Origin of the sequence: Eubacterium xylanophilum ATCC 35991, from assembly GCF_000518685.1 — a bacterium.
In the GTDB taxonomy this organism is placed as follows: domain Bacteria; phylum Bacillota; class Clostridia; order Lachnospirales; family Lachnospiraceae; genus Eubacterium_F; species Eubacterium_F xylanophilum.
Window position 1 is genome coordinate 13106 of the sequence record NZ_JAEB01000011.1, and the last position, 22897, is coordinate 36002.

General features: G+C 42.9%; 10 protein-coding genes. All 10 read right to left on the minus strand.

Annotated features, from left to right (window positions below; all coding sequences use genetic code 11):
* Position 1: 1 nt before the first annotated feature.
* Positions 2–934, minus strand: coding sequence for a nitronate monooxygenase (locus tag L877_RS0102625; RefSeq protein ID WP_026834771.1), 933 nt, complete (start codon positions 932–934; stop codon positions 2–4).
* Positions 935–1097: 163 nt separating this feature from the next.
* On the minus strand, positions 1098–1958 hold the full coding sequence (gene rsmA, locus L877_RS0102630) for a 16S rRNA (adenine(1518)-N(6)/adenine(1519)-N(6))-dimethyltransferase RsmA (RefSeq protein WP_026834772.1): 861 nt from the start codon (positions 1956–1958) through the stop codon (positions 1098–1100).
* 8 nt (positions 1959–1966) lie between these two features.
* Positions 1967–2731, minus strand: coding sequence for a TatD family hydrolase (locus L877_RS0102635; protein ID WP_026834773.1), 765 nt, complete (start codon positions 2729–2731; stop codon positions 1967–1969).
* Between the two features lie 101 nt (positions 2732–2832).
* Positions 2833–4800, minus strand: a complete 1968-nt coding sequence (metG, locus tag L877_RS0102640; RefSeq protein WP_026834774.1) for a methionine--tRNA ligase — start codon at positions 4798–4800, stop codon at positions 2833–2835.
* Positions 4801–4940: 140 nt separating this feature from the next.
* Positions 4941–7211, minus strand: coding sequence for a 5-methyltetrahydropteroyltriglutamate--homocysteine S-methyltransferase (gene metE, locus L877_RS0102645; RefSeq protein WP_026834775.1), 2271 nt, complete (start codon positions 7209–7211; stop codon positions 4941–4943).
* Between the two features lie 107 nt (positions 7212–7318).
* The gene (locus L877_RS0102650) at positions 7319–8230 is read right to left on the minus strand and encodes a LysR family transcriptional regulator (protein ID WP_026834776.1); all 912 of its coding nucleotides are present in this window, start codon (positions 8228–8230) and stop codon (positions 7319–7321) included.
* Positions 8231–8233: 3 nt separating this feature from the next.
* Entirely contained in the window at positions 8234–10879 is a 2646-nt protein-coding gene (locus L877_RS0102655; protein ID WP_026834777.1) for a bifunctional glycosyltransferase/CDP-glycerol:glycerophosphate glycerophosphotransferase, read from the minus strand.
* A gap of 192 nt (positions 10880–11071) precedes the next feature.
* The gene (locus tag L877_RS13310; RefSeq protein ID WP_026834778.1) at positions 11072–11620 is read right to left on the minus strand and encodes a TetR family transcriptional regulator; all 549 of its coding nucleotides are present in this window, start codon (positions 11618–11620) and stop codon (positions 11072–11074) included.
* Positions 11621–11900: 280 nt separating this feature from the next.
* Positions 11901–14744, minus strand: a complete 2844-nt coding sequence (locus L877_RS11850; RefSeq protein ID WP_084554738.1) for a glycoside hydrolase family 3 protein — start codon at positions 14742–14744, stop codon at positions 11901–11903.
* A gap of 231 nt (positions 14745–14975) precedes the next feature.
* A complete protein-coding gene (locus tag L877_RS14035) occupies positions 14976–22820 on the minus strand; it encodes a leucine-rich repeat protein (protein ID WP_026834779.1) in 7845 nt (2614 codons plus the stop codon).
* Between the last annotated feature and the right edge of the window lie 77 nt (positions 22821–22897).

A 22897-nucleotide genomic window follows, 5' to 3' on the forward strand; every position in this document is an offset into this window, starting at 1 on the left:
ATTAAATTCTATCACTCAAACCAGCAATGACTTTCTGGCTTTCAGCATACATATCTTCAAATATATCTGCAAGTGGTCTAATCTCTTTTAACTGACCAACTGCCTGTCCTGCCATAAGGGAACCGGTATCTGTGTCTCCATCAAATACAGATCTTCTAAGTGATCCAAGAGTATACTTCTCAAGTTCCTCCACAGTAGCACCTTTCTTCTCCTGCATGACATACTCTCTAGCCATCTTATTCTTGATAACTCTAACAGGAGTTCCGGCAATACGACCGGTTACAGTTGTGGAGTTGTCCTTGGCCTTTAATACTGCTGCCTTGTATGCTTCATGAATAGGACATTCGTTAGATGCAAGAAGACATGTTCCAAGCTGTGCTCCAATAGCTCCAAGAGCGATAGCTGCTGCATACTGTCTTCCGTCAGCAATACCTCCTGCTGCAATAACAGGAATATCAAGAGCATCAACAACCTGAGGTACCAGTGTCATAGTTGTCATCTCTCCAACATGTCCACCACTCTCTGTTCCCTCAGCAATAACCGCATCTGCTCCCATCTTCTGCATTCTCTTTGCAAGAGCGACTCCTGAAACAACCGGAATAACCATCATTCCGCTCTCTTTCCATGCATCGATATATTTACTAGGGCTTCCTGCTCCTGTTGTAACAATCTTAACACCTTCCTCAAGAATCACCTGTGCCATATCCGCTGCTTGAGGATGCATAAGCATAAGGTTTACACCAAAAGGTTTATCTGTCTTAGATTTGCAGATACGAATATTCTCCCTCAACATATCTACATCCATACCACCTGCTCCAACTAATCCAAGTCCACCTGCATTTGATACACTGGCAGCAAACTCACCAGTTGCAATATTAGCCATTCCACCTTGAATAAATGGGTACTTAGTGCCCAACATTTCCTGTAATTTCATATTTCTTACCTCTCCTAATCAAAATCTTGATAATCGTATTATGAGAATACTTTTCCACGGGCAACCCTCGCCCGCACATTCTTTTCAATTATAGCACATTCGAAGAAAATCGGCAACTTTCAATTTATGGAAGTGCTTATGGTTGGGGGGCGGGGTAGTACGGTCACCCCTTCAGCTCATCTGCCAATGCCGCAAACTCCTGCAGCGACAATTTCTCGCCTCGAATAGTTGGACTAATTCCAAGCTTTTCCAAAGCCGCCACCACGTCTTGCTTACTATATGACAACTCGGGGCTATTGGCGATTCCATTTTGTAGAGTCTTGCGGCGCTGGTTAAAGGACGCCCTAATAAGTTTGAACATAAGCTTTTCATCCTTTACTTCCACAGGATTTTTGTCGAGACAACTGAGCCTGATTACCGCGCTTCCCACGTTTGGGCGTGGGATGAAGCAATTTGGCGGAACATTGGCAGCAATATACGGTTCTGCATAATACTGGACAGCAAGCGAAAGTGCGCCATAATCCTTTGTGCCGGGTTCGGCTTTCATCCTCTCTGCAACCTCTTTTTGAACCATGACTGTAACATTATCAAGGGGAACTCTACTCTCAAAGAGTTCCATTACAATCGGAGTTGTTATGTAATATGGCAAGTTTGCAACGATTTTAATTGGCTTTCCTTCGTTGTATTGCTTGGAAATTGCCACGATATCTTGCTTTAATATGTCTCCTTGAATTATGGTTATATTGTCATAGTCTGACAAAGTTTCTGCCAAGATATCTATCAGGTTTTTATCTATTTCAACTGCGAGGACATGTCTGGCTCGCTCGCACAGGTACTGGGTCAGCGTTCCTATTCCGGGACCTATTTCCAGCACAAAATCATCCTTTGTTATCTGTGCCGCATCGACGATTTTATCCAGCACATGAGGGTCGATCAAGAAATTCTGGCCAAACTTTTTCTTGAACTGAAAGTCATGCTTTTTTATGACATTTATAGTTTCCTGTGGATTACTTAATTTACTCATATATTCTCCTATATTCTATACATCTTCTTGGCATTTTCTTCCGTAACTCTGATAACCTCATCTTCAGAAACGCCCTTTAGATCTGCGATTTGCGTCACTACATACTTAAGGTTTGTCGAATCATTTCTCTCGCCTCTGTGGGGTTCCGGGGAGAGATATGGGCAATCCGTCTCGATAACAATATTATCAAGAGAAATATTCCGCACAACTTCCTTCAGCTTCTTGCCGTTTTTAAATGTTACCACTCCGCCAACGCCGATATAAAATCCCATATCTACATATTCTCTCGCCATTTCTGCCGAATATGAATAACAATGTATGACACCACCGCACTCTCCGAGGTTGGTCTCCTTGATAATCTTCATGGTATCCTCTGCCGCATCTCGACTATGAATTATGACCGGAAGATTTACTTGTTTGGCAACTTCTATCTGGCGGCGGAACCATTTTTCTTGGAGTTCCTTGCTTGGCTCATCGTAATGATAGTCAAGCCCCATCTCCCCTATGGCAACAACTTTGGGATCCGCAGCATTGTCAATGAGCCACTGGATTTCCGCCTCATTTAAATCTTCCACATCGTAGGGATGGGTTCCGATAGCTGCATATATAAAGTCATACTTGTGAGCCAGTTCCAGTGCAGCCTTGCTGGTTTTAGGAGATGCTCCTACACTGACAATATGCCCTACACCATTGGCACTCATGTTTGCCAACAGTTCCTCTCTGTCTTCATTAAAAACCTCATCATCATAATGAGCATGTGTATCAAAAATCATCGTTTCACCTCGTAATATATGATTTCTCAAAAACTCAGAAACAGGCATCTAATCGGAATTATCCGACTAGTGCCTGATACTTTGTTAAGCTATGTAATTAATTAGCAGATTTCTGCACCTGCCGGCATATCCTTCTCAGGTGTGAGAAGTGCAAGATTGCCTTCTGCATCCTCTGCGCAAAGAAGCATACCCTCTGAAAGTACGCCTGCAAGTTTGGCTGGCTTGAGATTCACAAGAACCATAACCTTCTTGCCGACCATTTCTTCCGGACTGTAGTACTTCTTGATGCCGGAAACTATCTGCTTAACTTCGCTTCCGATGCGAACCTGTGAGCAAAGAAGCTTCTTAGATTTCTCAACTGCCTCGCACTTGATAATCTCGCCCACTTGGAACTGCATTTTCATGAAGTCATCGAATGTAATCTCTTCTTTTGGTTCGATGTCGATCACATCGCCCTCATCCACTTCATTTTCTTCTTCAACCGGCTGCTCGTACTTTTCCTTTACTTTGGCAAGAAGCTCGTCCTTGTCAATTCTTGCAAACAAGATTTCTGGGCTGTCTGTAACCTTAGTTCCTGATACATAATCGCCCGTCTTAAGATCAGCGAGATCGCCCTTAGGAGCATTTATCTGCTTCAAAACTTTCTCTGATGTCTCAGGCATGAATGAGTCTAGGAGTGTTGCTCCAACGCGGATTCCGTCAAGCAAGTTATAGAGAACAGTAGCTAGTCTATCCTGCTTTGCCTCATCCTTTGCCAATGCCCAAGGCATAGTCTCGTCAATATACTTATTGCAACGTTTAAATACGGTAAATATCTCTGTAATTGCATCCGCAACGCGAAGCTTGTCCATCTTCTCGGAAACTTTCTTTGGCGCGGCATTTACTACATTTTTGAGTTCCTCATCTATCTTGGCCTCGTCGCCATCAGCAACATTTTTGTTCTCAATAACGCCATCAAAGTATTTGTTGGACATGCTGATAGTTCTGTTGACAAGGTTTCCTAGCACGTTTGCAAGATCAGAATTCATGCGCTCTACGAGAAGATCCCATGTAATTACGCCATCATTTTCAAAAGGCATCTCATGAAGAACGAAGTAACGAACGGCATCAACGCCAAACTCATTAACAAGGTCATCTGCGTAGATAACATTTCCCTTGCTCTTGCTCATCTTGCCGTCGCCTTGCAGGAGCCATGGATGGCCAAATACCTGCTTAGGCAATGGCTCACCAAGTGCCATAAGTATAATTGGCCAGTAAATTGTGTGGAAACGAAGGATGTCCTTGCCGATCAAGTGAAGATCTGCTGGCCAGAACTTGGCATACAAATCATCACTGTCTCCGTCTACATCATATCCAAGTCCGGTGATATAGTTACTGAGGGCGTCTACCCACACGTAAACTACGTGATCCGGGTCAAAATCCACAGGAATTCCCCACTTGAAACTTGAACGTGACACGCACAAATCCTGAAGTCCCGGGATGAGGAAGTTATTCATCATCTCGTTCTTGCGTGACTCAGGCTGTATAAATTCCGGATGAGTGTTGATATGCTCGATAAGTCTGTCCTGATACTTGCTGAGTTTGAGGAAATACGCCTCCTCCTTGGCTTCTGTACACTCTCTTCCACAGTCGGGACATTTTCCATCAACTAACTGTGACTTCGTGAAAAAAGACTCACAAGGAGTACAATACATACCCTCGTACTCACCCTTATATATGTCGCCCTGTTCATAGAGCTTCTTAAAAATCTTCTGGATTTGCTTCTCATGATAGTCATCTGTCGTTCTGATGAATTTGTCATAAGAAGTATTCATAAGATCCCATATTCTCTTAATCTCTGATGAGACGTTGTCAACAAACTGCTTAGGCGTAATCCCCGCCTCTGAGGCTTTAATCTCAATCTTCTGACCGTGCTCGTCCGTACCCGTCTGGAAGCGCACATCATAGCCTTCATTTCTCTTATATCTGCAAATTGCATCCGCAAGCACAATCTCATATGTGTTTCCAATATGCGGCTTACCAGAAGTATATGCAATTGCAGTAGTGAGGTAATACTTCTTCTTGTCCATGTTCTAATTCCTCTCTTCTTTATATTATCGGGACTCCCTTTTTTACAGATAAATGTTCCGCCATTTTCTGCGATAAGGCACACAAATCCCATACTATAACAAAAACATATACTCTAGTTTACCAAGTTATGGTTGAATTGTCAAATATCTGCTCTAACTTCTTTTGCAGCCAACACCATATTCTTAAGACTTGGGATTGTCTCTTCATACCCTCTTGTCTTTAGACCACAGTCCGGATTAAGCCACAACTTGCTTGTTTCCACATTTTCTCTCATCTTATCAACAGCCTCTAATATTTCATCTTTACTAGGAATTCGCGGAGAATGAATATCATATACTCCAGGTCCAACTTCAGTCCTAAAATTAGATGCTTTGAGAACTTCTAGGATGCTTAGATCCGACCTCGATGCCTCAAAAGTTATTACATCTGCATCCATGTCGTCTATTGCACCGATAATATCTGCAAACTCACTGTAGCACATATGTGTATGAATCTGCGTCTCCGGTTTCACGCCTGTGTGTACATATCTGAATGCAGGGATTGCCCAATCGAGATAATCCTCGTTCCAATCGCTCTTTCTGAGGGGAAGCTTCTCTCTAAGCGCCGCCTCGTCGACCTGAATAATTGAGATTCCTGCTGCCTCAAGATCCAGAACCTCCTCGCGAATAGCGCAAGCTATCTGGAATGCGCTTTCCTTCAATGAGATATCCTCACGAGGGAATGACCAGTTGAGGATTGTAACGGGACCTGTGAGCATTCCCTTCATTGGTTTATCTGTGAGTCTCTGTGCATAACTGCTCCACTTAACTGTCATAGCATCTTTTCTGGAAACATCACCCCATACGATAGGTGGCTTGACGCATCTCGTTCCATAGGACTGAACCCACGCCTTCTCAGTAAATACATACCCCTGAAGCTGCTCACCAAAGTACTCAACCATATCATTTCTCTCGAACTCGCCGTGGACAAGCACATCAAGTCCGATATCCTCTTGAATCTTTACGCACTCGGCAATCTTGTGCTTTACAAATCCCTCGTAGTCTTCCAGAGAAATCTCGCCCTTTCTCAGTGCCGTACGCTTCGCCTTCACGTCCTTAGTCTGTGGAAATGATCCGATAGTAGTTGTAGGGAACACAGGAAGCCCAAGTCTCTCCTTCTGGATTTTCTCTCGCTCGTCAAAAGCAGGTTTTCTCACAAAATCCTCTTCAGTTAACGCTGCAATCCTAGCCTTGATTTCCTGATTCTCCACGAATCTCTCTTTCTCAAAAAGCTCTACATTCTCGATATATGTACTCACTGTCTCCCTGCTATCTGCACCAAGTATACTCTTCAGATCTGCAATCTCCTGCAGTTTTTCTTCTGCAAATGCAAAGTATCTAGTGTAATTCTCCTCAAGTTTTGTCTCATTTTTCAACGTACAAGGCACATGGAGCAAAGAACAAGATGTGCTAATTACCACATTCTTTGCACACTCACCAATCTCGTCCAGCTTATTTAATGTGCACTGGTAATTATTTTTCCAGATATTTTTGCCATTAACTACTCCTGCAAAAAGCACCTTGCTGTCCGGGAATTTGTGCTTCTTCACAAGCTCAAGGCTCTTCTTACCTTCCACAAAATCAAGCCCCACACCATCAAAGTCAAGCCCGATGATGTTCTCATAGCAATCCCTCACATCACCAAAATACGTCTGTAGCAGCACCTTTACACTGGCCTTACTTGCAAGAATCTTCTTATAGAGCTTCTCAAATAACTCTATATCCTCCGCATCGAGATCAAGCACAAGTGATGGCTCGTCAATCTGGAGCCACTCTCCCCCGATGGCGGAATATTTTTCTATCAACTTGATATAGGCATCAGCAACCGAATCAACATAGTCTTCCAGTGTCTTCTTCCCCGTGTACTTTGCAAGTTTTAAAAAGGAAAATGGTCCGACAACCACGCACTTTGTCGTAACACCGACTTCCTTAGCTTCCCCAAAGAGGTCAAGTGGCTTAGTGTCCTCCAATTTTACAATCACATCATCATCAAACTCAGGCACTAGATAATGATAGTTAGTATTGTACCATTTTTTCATGGCAAGAGCCTTCACATCACCATTTGCCCCCTGATAACCGCGGGCCGCAGCAAAATAGGTGTCAAGCTTTGAAAGCTTTAAATCTTTATATCGCTTGGGAACAACGCCGAGCATAAAAGCAGTATCAAGAACTCCATCATAGAAAGAAAAATCATTTGATGGAATAAAATCAAGCCCTGACTCTCTCTGAATTTTCAAATTGTATTGACGAATCTCCTTCGCCGTTTTTTCTAACTCCTCAGCTGAAACCTCTCCGCGAAAATACTTCTCGCTGGCGAATTTCAACTCTCTCAAATTTCCTATTCTAGGGTATCCAATTATAGATGTTTGCATAATAATAATCCTCCTGTGGTTTTCTTAATCTGTAAATTAATATACCACAGAAGGATTGCAATGCGTTAATATATAATAATCATAGACCATTATAGTTTAAAGCTATATCAAGACGAGTAATTGGTTATATACTTGTTGAGATGCTCCAGATAACGTTCAGTCATGGCATTCAGCGGTCTGTCACTGCTCACAATGTAGCCAATCTCCATATTCTCGTCGCTCTCAAGAGGAATCGCCACTATGTTGTCGCCATTGAGATCCTCGCTGAGAATGCCGGAAGAAATAGTATAGCCATCTAGACCAATCAACAAATTAAATAGAGTCGCTCTATCGGAAACCACAATATTCTTCGGCGACTCCGCCGTGATATGAAGCTCCTCTGCAAAGTAGAAGGAATTCTTCACACCCTGATCGTATGTAAGCCTCGGATAGTCCTTCAAATCCTCGAGAGACACGGACTTTCTCCCCACAAGCGGATTATCTCTGCTGACAAACACGTGGGGCTTCGCAGAAAAAAGAGGCACAAACTCTATGTCCTCCTTCTGGAGAATGTGGGTGATCACCTCTCTGTTGAAATTGCAGAGGAAGATAATACCTATATCGCTTCTGTGCGTGCGCACATCCTCAATGATTTCCGCGGTCTTCAGCTCTCTAAGCGTAAATTCATACTTCTCCTTGCCATATTCTCGCACCAGTTCAACAAATGCATTTACCACGAATGCATAGTGCTGAGAAGATACAGAAAAGGCGCGCCGAGGAGGAGGAGATGCTGTATACTCGCTTTCCAGTATCTCCGCCTGCTCTACAATCTGTCTGGCATAGGACAAAAACTTCGTCCCATCCTCAGACAAATAAACGCCCCTGTTGCTTCTGTTAAATATTTTTATGCCCATCTCCTTCTCCAGCTCCGCAACCGCTTTGGATAAACTAGGCTGCGCCACAAAGAGGCGCTTTGCTGCAGTTGAGATAGACCCGGTTTCCGCTATTTCAATTATATACTTTAATTGGTTTAACGTCATTAATTACTCCTTGATAAGCGCCTCATAAAGACGATCTGACTGCTTGTTGTCCTTGTGAATAAAGAATGTCTTCATCTTCTCAGCGTACTTAGGTGCCGGCTTGCATCCATTATTTAAAATATTCTGCACCGCCTTAACAGCATCATCCGCACTAAGCGCCAACTCTCCAAATCCATCTTCGAATGGAATGTCAATCTGGCGATAGTCATTCATACCTGCGAGGAACATGTCGCGGTCAGGTAGGAAGTAGATGATAGGTCTCTCAAGGTATACAAAATCAAACACAAATGATGAGAAATCTGTCATGAAAATCTTGTAATCTGTCTCAGCGACAGTCTTCTCAGCCATTACAACTCTCTTGTTCTTAATCTCATAGAGATGCTTATATCTCTCGAGAATTGGATGGAGCTTGAAGTCGAGATAGAAGTCATTCTTCTCGAGCATCTTCTCGAGTTCCGGACTATTTAGGAACTTACTCGTCTCCTCAAAGAACTTGGAATTGAGGAATTTGCCCTCTGTAGTTACCCACTCTGAGCCCACCATTCCAACGAGATACTTTCTCCAAGATGGCGCGAAGAGAATTCTGTTTACAGGCTCCTTCTCCGTATCTATATGGTCATATCTAGGCATTCCACATGGTATAAGGGCCTTCTCATTGAAACAGTAGTTGTTGATGAGATTGTCCTTCTCATAATGTGTCGAGATAACTTCCTTCTCAATGACAAGTCGGTCGAGGGAATATTTCCATGGCACATGTGCATGAAGCACACCGTGCTGAAGGTAGATGATATCTGCGTCATTGTTCACGTCATTGAGCTTAGCAAAACGCTTTCTCGTAAATGGACTGTAATTGTTGTACTCGATGAACGCGGTAATAATCTTTCTGGACTTCAGGTAAAGGTACTTGTGGAACAAGCTTCCAAACTGTACCATATGGCTGTGATACTTTCTTGGGAATTGATTTCTCTTGGCCTTGAAATCCTCCTCGTTAATTATATAATATCTCTCAACTCCGTCATTCTTGTCAAAGTCATGCTCGAACTGGTAGTATCCATTGTCCTTCGCAACGCCCTTACAATCGTAGTAGAGCCAGACATTTTCATACTTATCAATCTTCTTCATACAGAGATTTCTGAGGAACCAAAGTTTCCTGTCAGAGCGACGGAATCTTCTCTTCATCTTCCTCACATACTCTTGATACTTCTCCTCCTTCGCCTTGCGAACGTAAAATGTTCCCTTGTCAAAGGTTATCTCCCTGCCCTCTTCGTAAATAATATTCTTCTTGTTAGGGTTGTTGAATCTAACTCTGTGCATAAAGTAATAATATGTATCAAAGAGCTGACCATCAACATCAACTTTAAACTCAAAAGAACGAAGTCCCTTGAGACTTATCTCCTGCTCAAACAGCCAGAAATTATTGGTCTCTAGCTTAGCTCTATAGTAATTCCAAGAAGACTTTCTAAGGTCAACTTCCTTCGCCTTCTCAAAATTGTGATTCCTTATAAAGAAAAGTTTTGGCTTATCAAGATGATTGAATACAGCTGACTTGATAAATCCTATGAACCTAATCTTATTATCCTTGACACGGAATCTGAGCAACACAATCTCGATTCCCTTGGTATCATAGATAACTCTTCCGTGATTAGTCACTGTAATCTCATTAGGACCGGTCATAACCTTTATGTCATTGCCCTCTTTGAGATTTATATAAAACTGGCGATGGAAATTATCAACACTTGGATGACGCAAGATAACGTCGTCGTCCACCTTATTCAAAAGACGAAGAATCCTGCTCTTTGCCTCGGCAAGCTTCTCTTCATCATAGTGGTATGGAAGAAGAATATCGCTGCACGTCTTCCAACTCACATCATTGATATACAAAGCCTGGATGTACTGAGGAATTGGACCATCACCGTAGTAGTCAAAGATTTCCTCCCAGAACTTCATAGTCTTTTCAAATATATAGTAAGCATAGAAAAATGTTCGCACGATGCTCTGTGGCTGGTGTAGATAATAATAAACACCCTTATTGCAATATCCGATCTTCATCTTTTTGCGAACTACCTGAATACAATACTTCTGATCTTCGTGGCGGAATTCTCTGTCGAGGTCGAACAGAACATTTTCCTCGCCCATATTCTTAACACATACGTTGACACGTGTCTGTGAGATAAATACGTTCTCTGGCCTTGTCAAATCATATACACCAGAATCCACCAATGTCTTATATCTGTAGTGAGGTCTTCCCTCCTCGCCATCGATAAGCGGAATCTCCATATATGTACACAAATCAATCTCGTCATAATGCTTATCAAAGAACTTGCAAACACTCTCCACCGTCTCAGGCGACAAAGTGTCATCTGCATCAATGTACATGATATATTTGCCCTTGGCGCGTTTGATTCCATAGTTACGCGTTCTTGACAAACCTTCATTTTCTTTTCTGAGTATTTTCATATTGGGGTACTTTGCAGCATACTCATTCATAATATCAATGCTGTTATCAGGTGACCCATCATCGATGAGAAGAATCTCAAACTCTTCAGGCGCGATAGTCTGCGCCACGAGAGAATCAAGACATTCTCTCAGGAAATCCTCCATATTATATATTGGAACGATCATCGTAACTTTGTACTCGAATTCTTTCATCTTAACCTCCAAAAACAACTTTTCATTTAAATTTAGGCACTTTTCTCAATATACCACAAAAAATTATACGTGTCAATATCGTCAAAAATGTGTCAGAAAAAATTGTCTTACGAACGACGTGAGTAAGACCAGCAATATGCGTTTCCAAATAAAAAAAGGTCCCTCATCCAAGAGGGACCCGCTGCAATTATCTTATTTAATGATATCCTGAAGCTTAGAAGGTCTGATGTTGTAGAGATACTCTGCAAGAGCTTCTTTGCTATACTCAGGAGTATTAACGTACCACTCAGCGATACAATATGAAATTCCCTTTACATAGAGAGTGAGATCAAAGTTAATTTCCTCTGATGGCTTCTTTCCTGTACGTTTCTCAACGATATCAGTAAAAAGCTCAATAGCTCTAACATCCTTAGTCTCGAAGAAGAGATTGCCAGATTGGTGATCTCTAATTGCATTGATATAGAACTGCTGGTCATCACCAAACAACTCTATCAATTCGACAATCACGCCTTTCCAAGTAATCTCGCCATCTTCAAACTTCTTGTAGATGTTCTCAATCTTGATATTGAATTCCCAGATAATAAGATCAAACTTATCATGGAAATGATTGTAAAATGTTGTTGCTGATACACCACAGTTATACGCAATCTCCCTAATAGTAATCTTACTAAACGGCTTTGTCGTTGCAAGGTCATGAATTGATGCACTCAATACTTCCTTGGTCGTTTGTTTATGTATCATAGTTATATTCACCTTTTCCTTTGATATGTTTATTATTGTTTCTCTATTAATTTATTTTACCAAAAATAGAAAAAAACACAATTTATAATTTTAGGCATGTGATAAGCAAGTTGCCTTTTCTGCTTAACCGACAACGCTATTGATAGTGCTTTAAGTATGTGCCCCGAGTATTATTTCACCCCATAACCCCCTTATTTTCGGGCTTTTAGGCTCTTATAACGAGACGTGGCAGGATTATCAATCACCTATAATCCTGCCAAAAAAATTTTTTTTATTTTTTTTATACAAAAACGTAATCTGATTCCACAGGCTTGTCACTTTCCTCAGTATCTCCAACGGTAAACTCGTGAGAGATACTCTCTATGAGCTCTAGTTCTATGCTGTCAAGCTTAACTCCACTCTGCATAAACTTAAACCTGTCAACAGAGTACCTTGAGACAATATTTACTGTCTTCTCAACGCTTTCATGCTTGCCCTCCGTTCCAAAGAAAGTAACCACTCCACGGGGCATATTTTGAGAAAATATAGTAACAGGCGTCTGTGCTAATGGTCCCAAATCTGACACATAGTTAAATACAATCTTGTACAATCCAGTCTTCTCAGTCTCAAGTCCGATTGACACACTCGCCCCTTTGTCAGTACTCTTGTCAGAAAGATCAATCTTCAGATAGTCTCCCAATGTGTAATACTGTACATCTTCCCAATCAAGATCCTCGTCTTCCGTAACTCTTCCCTGTATTTCTACGCTATCAATCTCACCTCTTTGGCGTTTAAATGCAGGCATATCCATGAGTTGAAGCAAAATCTCCCTTGCATTGTTCTGGAGCTCAGCCCTTGTGATTCCGCCCTTCTCAATCTCCTCCACAGTTGTATCATGATTGGAATTGATCTCTGCCTTGGAAAAAACCATATAAATGTTATTTCCCGCGCCTATCATCACATGTAGGTTGTTTTTGCTAGGCTCACCACATTGTTCACTAATACTTGCAGCCCAATCCGTCATGACAATTCCCTTAAATCCCCATTCTTCTCTTAGCACCCTTGTATTGAGCTCAAATCTGCCTGCAGTCCAGCCTCCATTGAGCTTTCCGTATGAAGTCATAACCGAGTCCGCTCCACCCTGCTTAACTGCGATCTCATAAGGTCTCAGATATATCTCTCGAACAGCTCTCTCGGAAATAACCGAATCTATGTCATATCTTCTCTTCTCTTGGTTATTCGCCGCAAAATGCTTGATAGTACCGGTAACCCCGTACTTATGCAAGCCACGATATATTGCAGCTGCCATTTTTCCGGACACCAGCGGATCCTCTGAAAAATACTCAAAATTTCGTCCATTGAGTGGATGCCTGTGAATATTTACCCCCGGACCCAAAATGTTGTCCACATGCTTTGTCAACATCTCCATTCCCAGATATCCGTAAAGTTTCTCTACCAACTCGTCATTAAACGTACAAGCTAACATGGTTCCACAAGGCAAGCTAAATGCATACGAACCACTGTCAATTCGCATTCCCGATGGTCCATCAGAACAGCATCCACAAGGAATTCCAAGTTCCCTCATATGAGCATTCATGCCACCATATGCTGATGCCGTACCCGGTGTAACCAAGGGACTTCCCATGCCCTCGCCTCTTGCTATACATGCCAAGTCCTCATCACTCATCTGGCCTATAAATTCATCTATACTATTTTTGCCATCAGCAACATCATCAAGCTTAATTCCCTTGTCACCGGTATAGGCAATTTCTGTCAATTTTTCAGCTCGCTCCCAACGCTTTTTGGTATCCTCAGGCTCCCCTGTCGGAACATTTTCCCTTGTCCAACCGGAAAATATTCCGTCAACCAAAACCGGCTTAATACGCTGGAATTCTTCAATTGGAGCTAATTCTTGGCGCAGTTTTTCTACAAGAGTAGTTTCTTTGTTGCAAAATACTCCAAACTTTCGATTGTCAATAGCATTTTCACCGATGTAGAACACATACTCTCCCGCCTCGTGAACGTATGAGCTTTCATAGCCACTGACTCCGGTCTCGTCATAAGATGCGAACACGTATGGATCCACAGTGATGTGTACCATCTCCTCTTGTCCCGGTGCAATTTCCTCGGTCTTTGCATACCCTATCAATGCTCTTGCAGGCTTTCCAAGCTTTCCTTGGGGCGCCTTTACGTAGCACTGCACAACTTGCTTTCCGGCCCTCTCACCGGTATTCTTGACCTTACACTGAATCTCGATATCATCCTTGAGATTTTCCACTTTCAATGTTGCTTCAGAGATATCAAAACTTGTATATGAGAGGCCAAAACCAAATGGATATCGCACTTTGTCATCCTCACCACAGGAAAAATACCTATATCCCACATATATATCTTCTTTGTAATAATTCTTTACCACATCGCCAAAATTCTCATTTGATGGATAATCACTTATATTCTTAGCAATAGTATCCGTTAGTCTTCCGGAAGGGTTGACACGGCCAAGAATCACGTCTGATACCCCATATCCGCCAAGCATGCCACCTTGCCACGCATAGAGAATTGCATCACATTGGTCTATGCATTCATGAGATAGATCAATCACAAATCCTGCATTAATCACGAGAATGCTCTTCTCAAAATTCGCAGTGACCTTCTGAATAAGGTCCACTTCCTCCGGCAAAAGCTGATATGCTCCGGGTTCATCAGTGCAATCTCTATCCTCTCCCGCATATCGGCCAACTACAATAAGAGCCGCATCACTTCTTGACGCCGCCCCTGCAACAATCTCCTCATCAATAGGCATCTCAGGCTGACTCAAAGGCTCTGAAGCCCATCCGGTCCCCATATCAACCGGATTCTCTTCGCACCATTTTAGATAAATCTCACGCAATTCTCTGTCAACCTGAACAGCCGAATCCTCCTCCAAAGCATCCATGATTCCCACAGATTTGTGAACATTTACAAGTCCTCCTGACCCCGAACCGCTCCTATAATAGTACTCCGAAATTCGCCCAAAAACAGACAGCCTGACATCCTGCTTCTCATCGTCCAAAAGTGGCAAAACCCCATCATTCTTCAGTAGCACACAGCCCTCATCTATAGCTTCTCTCGCTACTCTTTCATAGTCTTCCCAGTGTAATACCATAAATACTCCTTCTTGTCTATAACTTCTTCCGACAAACGGATCTAATCTATTATACTTAATACTAACATACTAGAATTATGATTTCAAGTAAACGTTTAAGTTTCTGAATTTTCGCTGGTTTTTCGTGGTTTTCGGGATATGGGGAGGGTTGGGGGTTCGGGGGGCTTTCTTGATATACGGATGAAAAAGCCTGCAGACCATATTCGATCCGCAGGCTCTACATAACATAATTTATTTAACTTTCTGTTTCTTACCCTTAAGTCCGCGCTTTTTCAAGATCTTCTTGTATTTCTTCACAAGCTTCTTCTTGGATACCTTTACCCTAGCCTTCTTGTGAATCTTAGCAAATGCCTTGTTGCCGACTCTCTTCATGGTAAGTTTCTTAGTCTTAATATTTATCTTCTTAAGCTTCTTACAGCCATAGAATGCTTTTGCTCCGATCTTCTTAACTGTCTTCGGTATTACAATTGATCGAAGATTCTTACAATTAAAGAACGCCTTTGCTTTGATCTCCGTAATACCATTAGGCAATACTACCTTCTTCAGTTTCTTATTCTTCGCAAATGCACCCTTAGCAATACTTGTAACTTTGAATTTCACACCGTATAAGCTTATGCTTGATGGAACCTTAACAGTTTTTGCATTCTTCTTGCCAGAAGATACAAATGCAACTGTCTTATTTCCTCCAGTAGACTTCACAACAAATGTTGCCTTAGACTTGTTATCCATAAGCTTCGTTCCAATAGAAACTGTAAACATCTCCTCTGGAAGCGGACTCTCTGTCTCGACAACCACATCAGGAGTCATGCTTGGTTCCTCAGATGGACTAAATGAAGCATTAGGCGTAGCTGTTGGAACATCTGTTGGTGCCACTGTTGGCTCTACCGTTGGTGCCACTGTTGGTGCCACCGTTGGTGCCACTGTTGGCTCTACCGTTGGTGCCACTGTTGGTGTGGCCGTCGGTGTTGCTGTTGGTGCTATCGTTGGTGTAGCTGTCGGTGTTGCTGTTGGTGCTACCGTTGGTGTCACTGTTGGTGTCACTGTTGGTGCTACCGTTGGTGTAGCCGTTGGTGTTGCTGTTGGTGCTACTGTTGGTGCTACCGTTGGTGTAGCCGTTGGTGTGGCCGTTGGTGCTACCGTTGGTGTAGCTGTTGGTTCAGCTGTTGGTTCAGCACCAATTACTACTCCCTCGCTACATAGATAATAAACATATCCTGTAAGCTTATCTACTATCTTAGCATATACAACATTATTATTATTCGTAAGTTCTACCGGTACCGTGTAGCTTGTCCATGAAACCAACTCAAGTTCTTTCTCTGTCAAAGCCTTTGTATCAGTTGATGAGCTCACAAAATAGTAAATATCTGAATCTGCTAAATAGCTCTCAATCTCTACATTGGTTCCCTCTGGTTTGTAAATACCAAAGCTTACTGTGCCCAATAACTCTTCCCACCAATTGTTTTCATCAAGAGCAATTCTTCCTGCAACACTTTCTCTTGGAATTGGTGTTGATGATGGCTTAACCGTTGGTGTGGCAGTACTTGCAGCTGTCGCTGTCGGTGCTACCGTAGCCGTTGCTGTTGGTACAGCAGTACTTGTAGCTGTCGCCGTTGCTGTTGGTACAGCTGTGCTTGCAGCTGTCGCCGTTGCTGTTGGTACAGCTGTGCTTGTAGCTGTCGCTGTTGCTGTCGGTACGGCTGTGCTTGTGGCTGTCGCCGTTGCTGTTGGTACAGCTGTGCTTGTAGCTGTCGCTGTTGCTGTCGGTACAGCTGTGCTTGTAGCTGTCGCTGTTGCTGTTGGTACGGCTGTGCTTGTGGCTGTCGCTGTTGCTGTTGGTGCTACCGTAGCTGTTGCTGTCGGCTCACTTGTTACGGCCGATGTTGGAGTTGGCGTTGCCACAACATCAACTACTATTCCCTCACTACAGAGATAATATATATCTCCTGTATTATTATCAACTATTTTAGCATAAACAACATTATTATTGTTTGTAAGCTCTATCGGACCAGTATAGCTTTCCCACGAGATAATGCCAAGCTGTGTTCTGCTCAATGTCCTTGAGCTACTATTACCGCTTACATAATAGTACACATCAGAGTCTGGCAAATAACTCTCTATTGTTACTGTTGTTCCTGCTGGCTTATAAATTCCAAATGTTACTGTCTTAAGCAACTCTTCCCACCAATTTGCTTCATCCAACACGATCTTTCCTGCAGCATTCTCGATTGGTTGTGGTGTTGCTGTTGGATTGATTGTTGGTACTGTTGTTGGAGCAACTGTTGGCAATGTGCTTGCCGTTGGGGTAGCTGTTGGTGCCACCGTTGGCTTAACTGTCGCTGTCGCCGTTGGTGCAGCTGTTGGAGCTACCGTTGGCTTAACTGTTGCTGTTGCGGTAGCCGTCGGTGCTACCGTTGGCTTAACTGTTGCAGTTGCAGTCGCCGTTGCCGTTGGTGTGGCCGTTTCATCAGCATTAATTACTATTCCATTACTGCAGAGGTAATGTGGCTCTCCTGTGGTATTGTCTACTATTCTCGCATAAACAACATTATTGCTGTTTGTAAGCTCTATTGGACCTGTATAGCTATTCCATGTCATAAATCTAAGCTGTGCTGGTGATAATACCCTTGCTTTTCCTGCTGTATCTATGTAATACAATACATCTGAATTTGCAAGGTTGCTTTCGATTGTCACTACTGTTCCCGCTGGCTTATATATTCCAAATGTTACAGTCTCCAGTAACTCTTCCCACCAATTTGCTTCATCAAGTACAATCTTTCCTACAGCATTCTCAATTGGTATTGGTGTTGCTGTTGGTGCTACTGTTGGTGCAACTGTTGGCAATGCGCTTGCTGTTGGAGTTGCCGTTGGAACTTCCGTCGGTGCAACTGTTGGCTTAACCGTCGCTGTAGCCGTTGCTGTTGGCGCTGCCGTCGGTGCAACTGTTGGCTTAACCGTCGCTGTCGCCGTTGGTGTTGGCGCTGCCGTTGGCGCAACTGTTGGCTTAGCCGTTGCTGTTGGTGCCACCGTTGGAGCTACCGTTGGCTTAACTGTCGCTGTCGCTGTCGCCGTTGCCGTTGGTGTTGGCGCTACCGTTGGTGCAACTGTTGGCTTAACCGTCGCTGTAGCCGTTGGCGTTGCTGTTGGCGCTACTGTTGGTGCTACTGTTGGCTTAACCGTCGCTGTAGCCGTTGGCGTTGCTGTTGGCTCTACCGTTGGTGCAACCGTTGGCTTAACTGTCGGCTCACTTGTCACTTCCGGTGTTGCCGTTTCAGTATCATTTATCACTATTCCATCACTACAGAGGTAATGTGGCTCTCCTGTGGTATTGTCTACTATTTTCGCATAAACAACATTGTTGCTGTTTGTAAGCTCTATTGGACCAGTATAGCTATTCCATGACATAAATCTAAGCTGTGCTGGTGATAATACCCTTGCTTTTCCTGCTGTATCTATGTAATACAATACATCTGAATTTGCAAGGTTGCTTTCGATTGTCACTACTGTTCCTTCTGGCTTATATATTCCAAATGTTACAGTCTCCAGTAACTCTTCCCACCAATTAGCTTCATCCAGCACGATCTTTCCTACAGCATTCTCAACTGGTATTGGTGTTGCTGTTGGCGCTACTGTTGGTGCAACTGTTGGTGCTACTGTTGGCAATGCGCTTGCAGTTGGGCTAGCTGTTGGAGCCACCGTTGGCTTAACTGTCGCTGTAGCCGTTGGCGTTGCCGTTGGCGCTACTGTTGGTGCAACTGTTGGCTTAACTGTCGCTGTAGCCGTTGGCGTTGCTGTTGGCTCTACCGTTGGCTTAACTGTCGCTGTCGCCGTTGGCGTTGCTGTTGGCTTAACTGTCGCTGTCGCCGTTGCCGTCGCTGTTGGTGCTACTGTCGCCGTTGCTGTTGCTGTTGGCGTTGGCTCTACTGTCGGCTCACTCGTCACTTCCGGTGTTGCCGTTTCAGCAGCATTTATCACTATTCCATCACTGCAGAGGTAATATACCTCTTCTGTGGTATTGTCTACTATTTTCGCATAAACAACATTGTTGCTGTTTGTAAGCTCTATTGGACCTGTATAGCTATTCCATGACATAAATCTAAGCTGTGCTGGTGATAATACCCTTTCTTTTCCTGCTGTATCTATGTAATACAATACATCTGAATTTGCAAGGTTGCTTTCGATTGTCACTACTGTTCCTTCTGGCTTATATATTCCAAATGTTACAGTCTCCAGTAACTCTTCCCACCAATTAGCTTCATCCAGCACGATCTTTCCTACAGCATTCTCAACTGGTATTGGTGTTGCTGTTGGCGCTACTGTTGGTGCAACTGTTGGCAATGGGCTCGTTGTTGCTACTGGAGTAGCTGTTGGTGCTACTGTCGGCACTTCCGTTGGTACCACTGTTGGCTTAACTGTCGCTGTAGCCGTTGCCGTCGCTGTTGGCTCTACTGTTGGAGCAACTGTCGGCTTAACCGTCGCTGTCGCCGTTGGTGCTACCGTTGGTGCAACTGTTGGCAATGGGCTCGTTGTTGCTACTGGAGTAGCTGTTGGTGCTACTGTCGGCACTTCCGTTGGTGCCACTGTTGGTGTGGCCGTCGGTGTCGCCGTTGGCACTTCCGTTGGCACTTCCGTTGGCGCCACTGTTGGCTTAACTGTTGCAGTTGCAGTTGCTGTCGGTGTTGGCGCTACCGTTGGTGCTACCGTCGGTGTTGGTGTCGGTGTTGGTGTCGCAACAGATTTGTCATATGAATATGTGAGATTTACTCTGTCGGCTGGCATTGTAAATGACACCTTGTTTTCGCTCTTAGTCAAGCTAAGCGCACTGTTTGTGGATGCAGCCTTTGCACTTACAGATGCCAAATTCAATCCAGCGAATCCATCCGGCGCTGTAAATGTGAGAGCCACACTCTGACTTGCTTTTGCATACTTATTATCAGCATCTACGTTCGGAATAACTGCTGAAGAGCATGCAATAGTACTATTTGGCTTTTCGATTTCCTTATTCTGGCAAGTTGTGTCAACCAAGTAATATGTATAGCTTGATCCGAAATTTGTCTTTATATCATTTGATACAGTACCCTCACTATAGAAGAGTCTTGCTCCGGTTCCGACAGTCGCACTGGCAGGTGAAAATGTTCCGCCCTCCACTACTACATCTGATCTTTCCAGAACATTTACATCATCCGGGATGGAATCTCCATCAATAACCTTGAATCCACCGAAGATGTATGACTTTCCTCCAGCTTTGAAAAGACCACCACTAGACAGAGCATTTCCCTTTGAAGGAAGCTTGAAACTTGGTTTTTCAAATCCAGAAGGTAATCCCCCTCCAAGATCTATATTATAATTTATCTTATCATTGCTAGCATTTGCATATATCTGCCAGTTTGTTGAAGATAACGTTGGCACGACGAATGCCGGAGAAGAAACATTAAATCTTACTACATCATCCCCCAATGCAGTAACTCCATTACCCTGAATATACTTATTTGAGACAGACATTCCACTTGAGGCACCAAGAACTGTCTCAGTTACGGTATCACCAAAAGATGAGTAATATGCATCAAAAAGATCAGTAAATGATGATCCCATTGCGTTTAGTAAAGTCTTTCCACTTATATTAGCCCACTCAACAAAACGAGTTTCACCAGTTACCGTACAACCATTCAGATTTACTGAAGCATTTCCGCCAACTACTGTTCTTGACGAATTAGAGGCACCCTCTATTCCAACGATATACGGTTGAGTTGTTTCTGTTGTTCCTGTTATCGAAACAGTCGCATTACCAGCTATGCTACATGCCCTAATACCAACAAGCTCGTGTTCTGTATTCACAGATCTTGATGATGAGTTTGATGTAGCACTTACATTTCCTGTTATAGTCGCTCCACTAATAATATAATAATCAGAATCACCTACTGCTGCATGAGCCGAAGAAACATTTATGTCATTAAATGTTCCGCCGGAAACGAGTGAATATCCCTCATCGTCCTCTTCCTCCGGAGAATATCCAACACGATCTAAATCAACAACCGTACTTCCCAATACTTTTCCACCCTCAATTGCCATAAATTTGTTGGAAGTAACATTTGCGGCTGTTGTTGATTTCTTGTTTGCTGTGATTGTCAAGTCTCCGTCTACCGTTGGATTATATGCAAGTTTTACCACTCCTGAATAAGAGCTACCCTCTGAAGCTACAGAAAGATTTCCTGTTACCACATCATTTATACTTCCGGTAAATGTTGATATTCCGCCAACTCCAGAAATACTATCAACGACAGAACCTCCAACGTGATTTCCCTGTGATACAGTTAATGGAAATGTACTTCTACCTCTAGCTCCATCCAGAGTAATATTCAAGTCGCCTGACACAGTATTGTTCTTCGCAACACATGCACCTCCGGACAAAAATCTTGTATGTGAGTCACACTCAATCGTCAAGTCACCATCGATATCGAGTCCAGTTACCGCTTCTTTGATTTCCGAATTATCTGATGAATCCGTACTTGTAGTGCTCACTTTAAGGTTTCCTGAAAATGTTCCGCTTGATGAATTCAACGCAGAAACATCTGCATTATCATACTTAATTATAGAGTCATCTGCTCCGGTTACAACTGCATTATTGGCAAGATATCCCATTTTCTTGATAACTGAATTTGTAAACGTAGCATTGAGATTTCCTGCAAGGCTTCCGCCTGAGAGAATATTTGCCTGAGAACTTGAGCCTGAGAAATTCAATGTTGTAAGTCCCAAGGTAAGTCCATCTGAAAGTGTTGAATTCTTAGCAACGCAGAGTTTGGAAGATGATCCGGAAAGAGTTATTCTCTCCATAAATGACGAAACACTTCCAGTCACATTGTAGCCACTGATAAACTCACAATTTCCTGCCACAGATAATACACCACTTGCATTCTTATCAAGTGACACAATTCCATCGATTTTTTTATTATCTAATTCTGTATACGCAAAGTAAAAGTTCTCCGCAATATCAAGTTGTCCTACAATATCAACAGAATAATCCCCTGTGATGTTGGAATCCTTGACAAAACTCAAACCTTTAACGGTAGTTACTACATTATTGGTATCTATCGTAACATTACCAGTTATATTGGCGCCCGATACAAAGGCAAGTGGTGTCGTAATCTTGTCATTAGTTAACGTTGCTGTACTGACCGTTATATCAACAGCTCCTGTAATGCTATCTGGAGCGCTTATATTTCCGTCAATAGCTGCTACATTTCCACTAACAGCCGAACCTGAACCCTCTGAAAAATTGGCAATATATCTAACTGCCTGTGACTTTGGAACAGACACAGTTCCGCCTTTCACAGCAGATATAGAACCTGTTGCTTTTGATTTGCAATAAAAGTATACTCCTGTTCCGGTCTCACCATTAAGAGTTACACTAGATCCGTTTTTCAAACCAATTACACTTGTTAAAGTGGCATTAGGTACTGGAACATTCAAATCCACACCTCTTGCCCAGTTTCCTGAGATTGAAGAACTCTGATCAGCAGCACAAACACTTCCAACCACGGTTTGTTTGAGCTTGGTAGTATCTTTCGATGGACTATTAACAGTAATTGCACATGCACTCTGTGCAGTTCCTGCATTGGAACTAATAGCACTATCGTGTAAACCTGTAATACTATTAAACTTTCCACTTTCTACAGTAATTCTGATTGGCTTTGATGAAGTCTGCTCGTATAAGCCATAAATGTTATACATATTACTTTGGTCGAAATTAGGATCGTCAATATAAATTGGTTCTCCAGTTTGCAGATTATATTCTACTTCATGTTTCCAAGTAATCTGCTCATCGTCCGAGTCGATTTTTCCATCAGAATCCACATCCTTATAAATATGGAAACTATACTCATCGTCTCCCTGTTCTAAAATAATAGAATTACCGTTAGCACGGACCTCAAAATTATCTCGGTCCACCACTACATCCGCATTGCTCGCAACTGCAACCCTTGCCTCTACCATACTGCTTGGAGATGCAACGAAGAATGAAAATGCAGCCAAGCCAAGCGCTCCTAACAACGCTTTGCTCCATTTGTGAGTTTTTTCTTTCATATATCACCACTCATTTCATATTGGCAAACATACAACTACAGAACAAGGCCTGTGCGTTTGCTACACAGGCCCTGCTA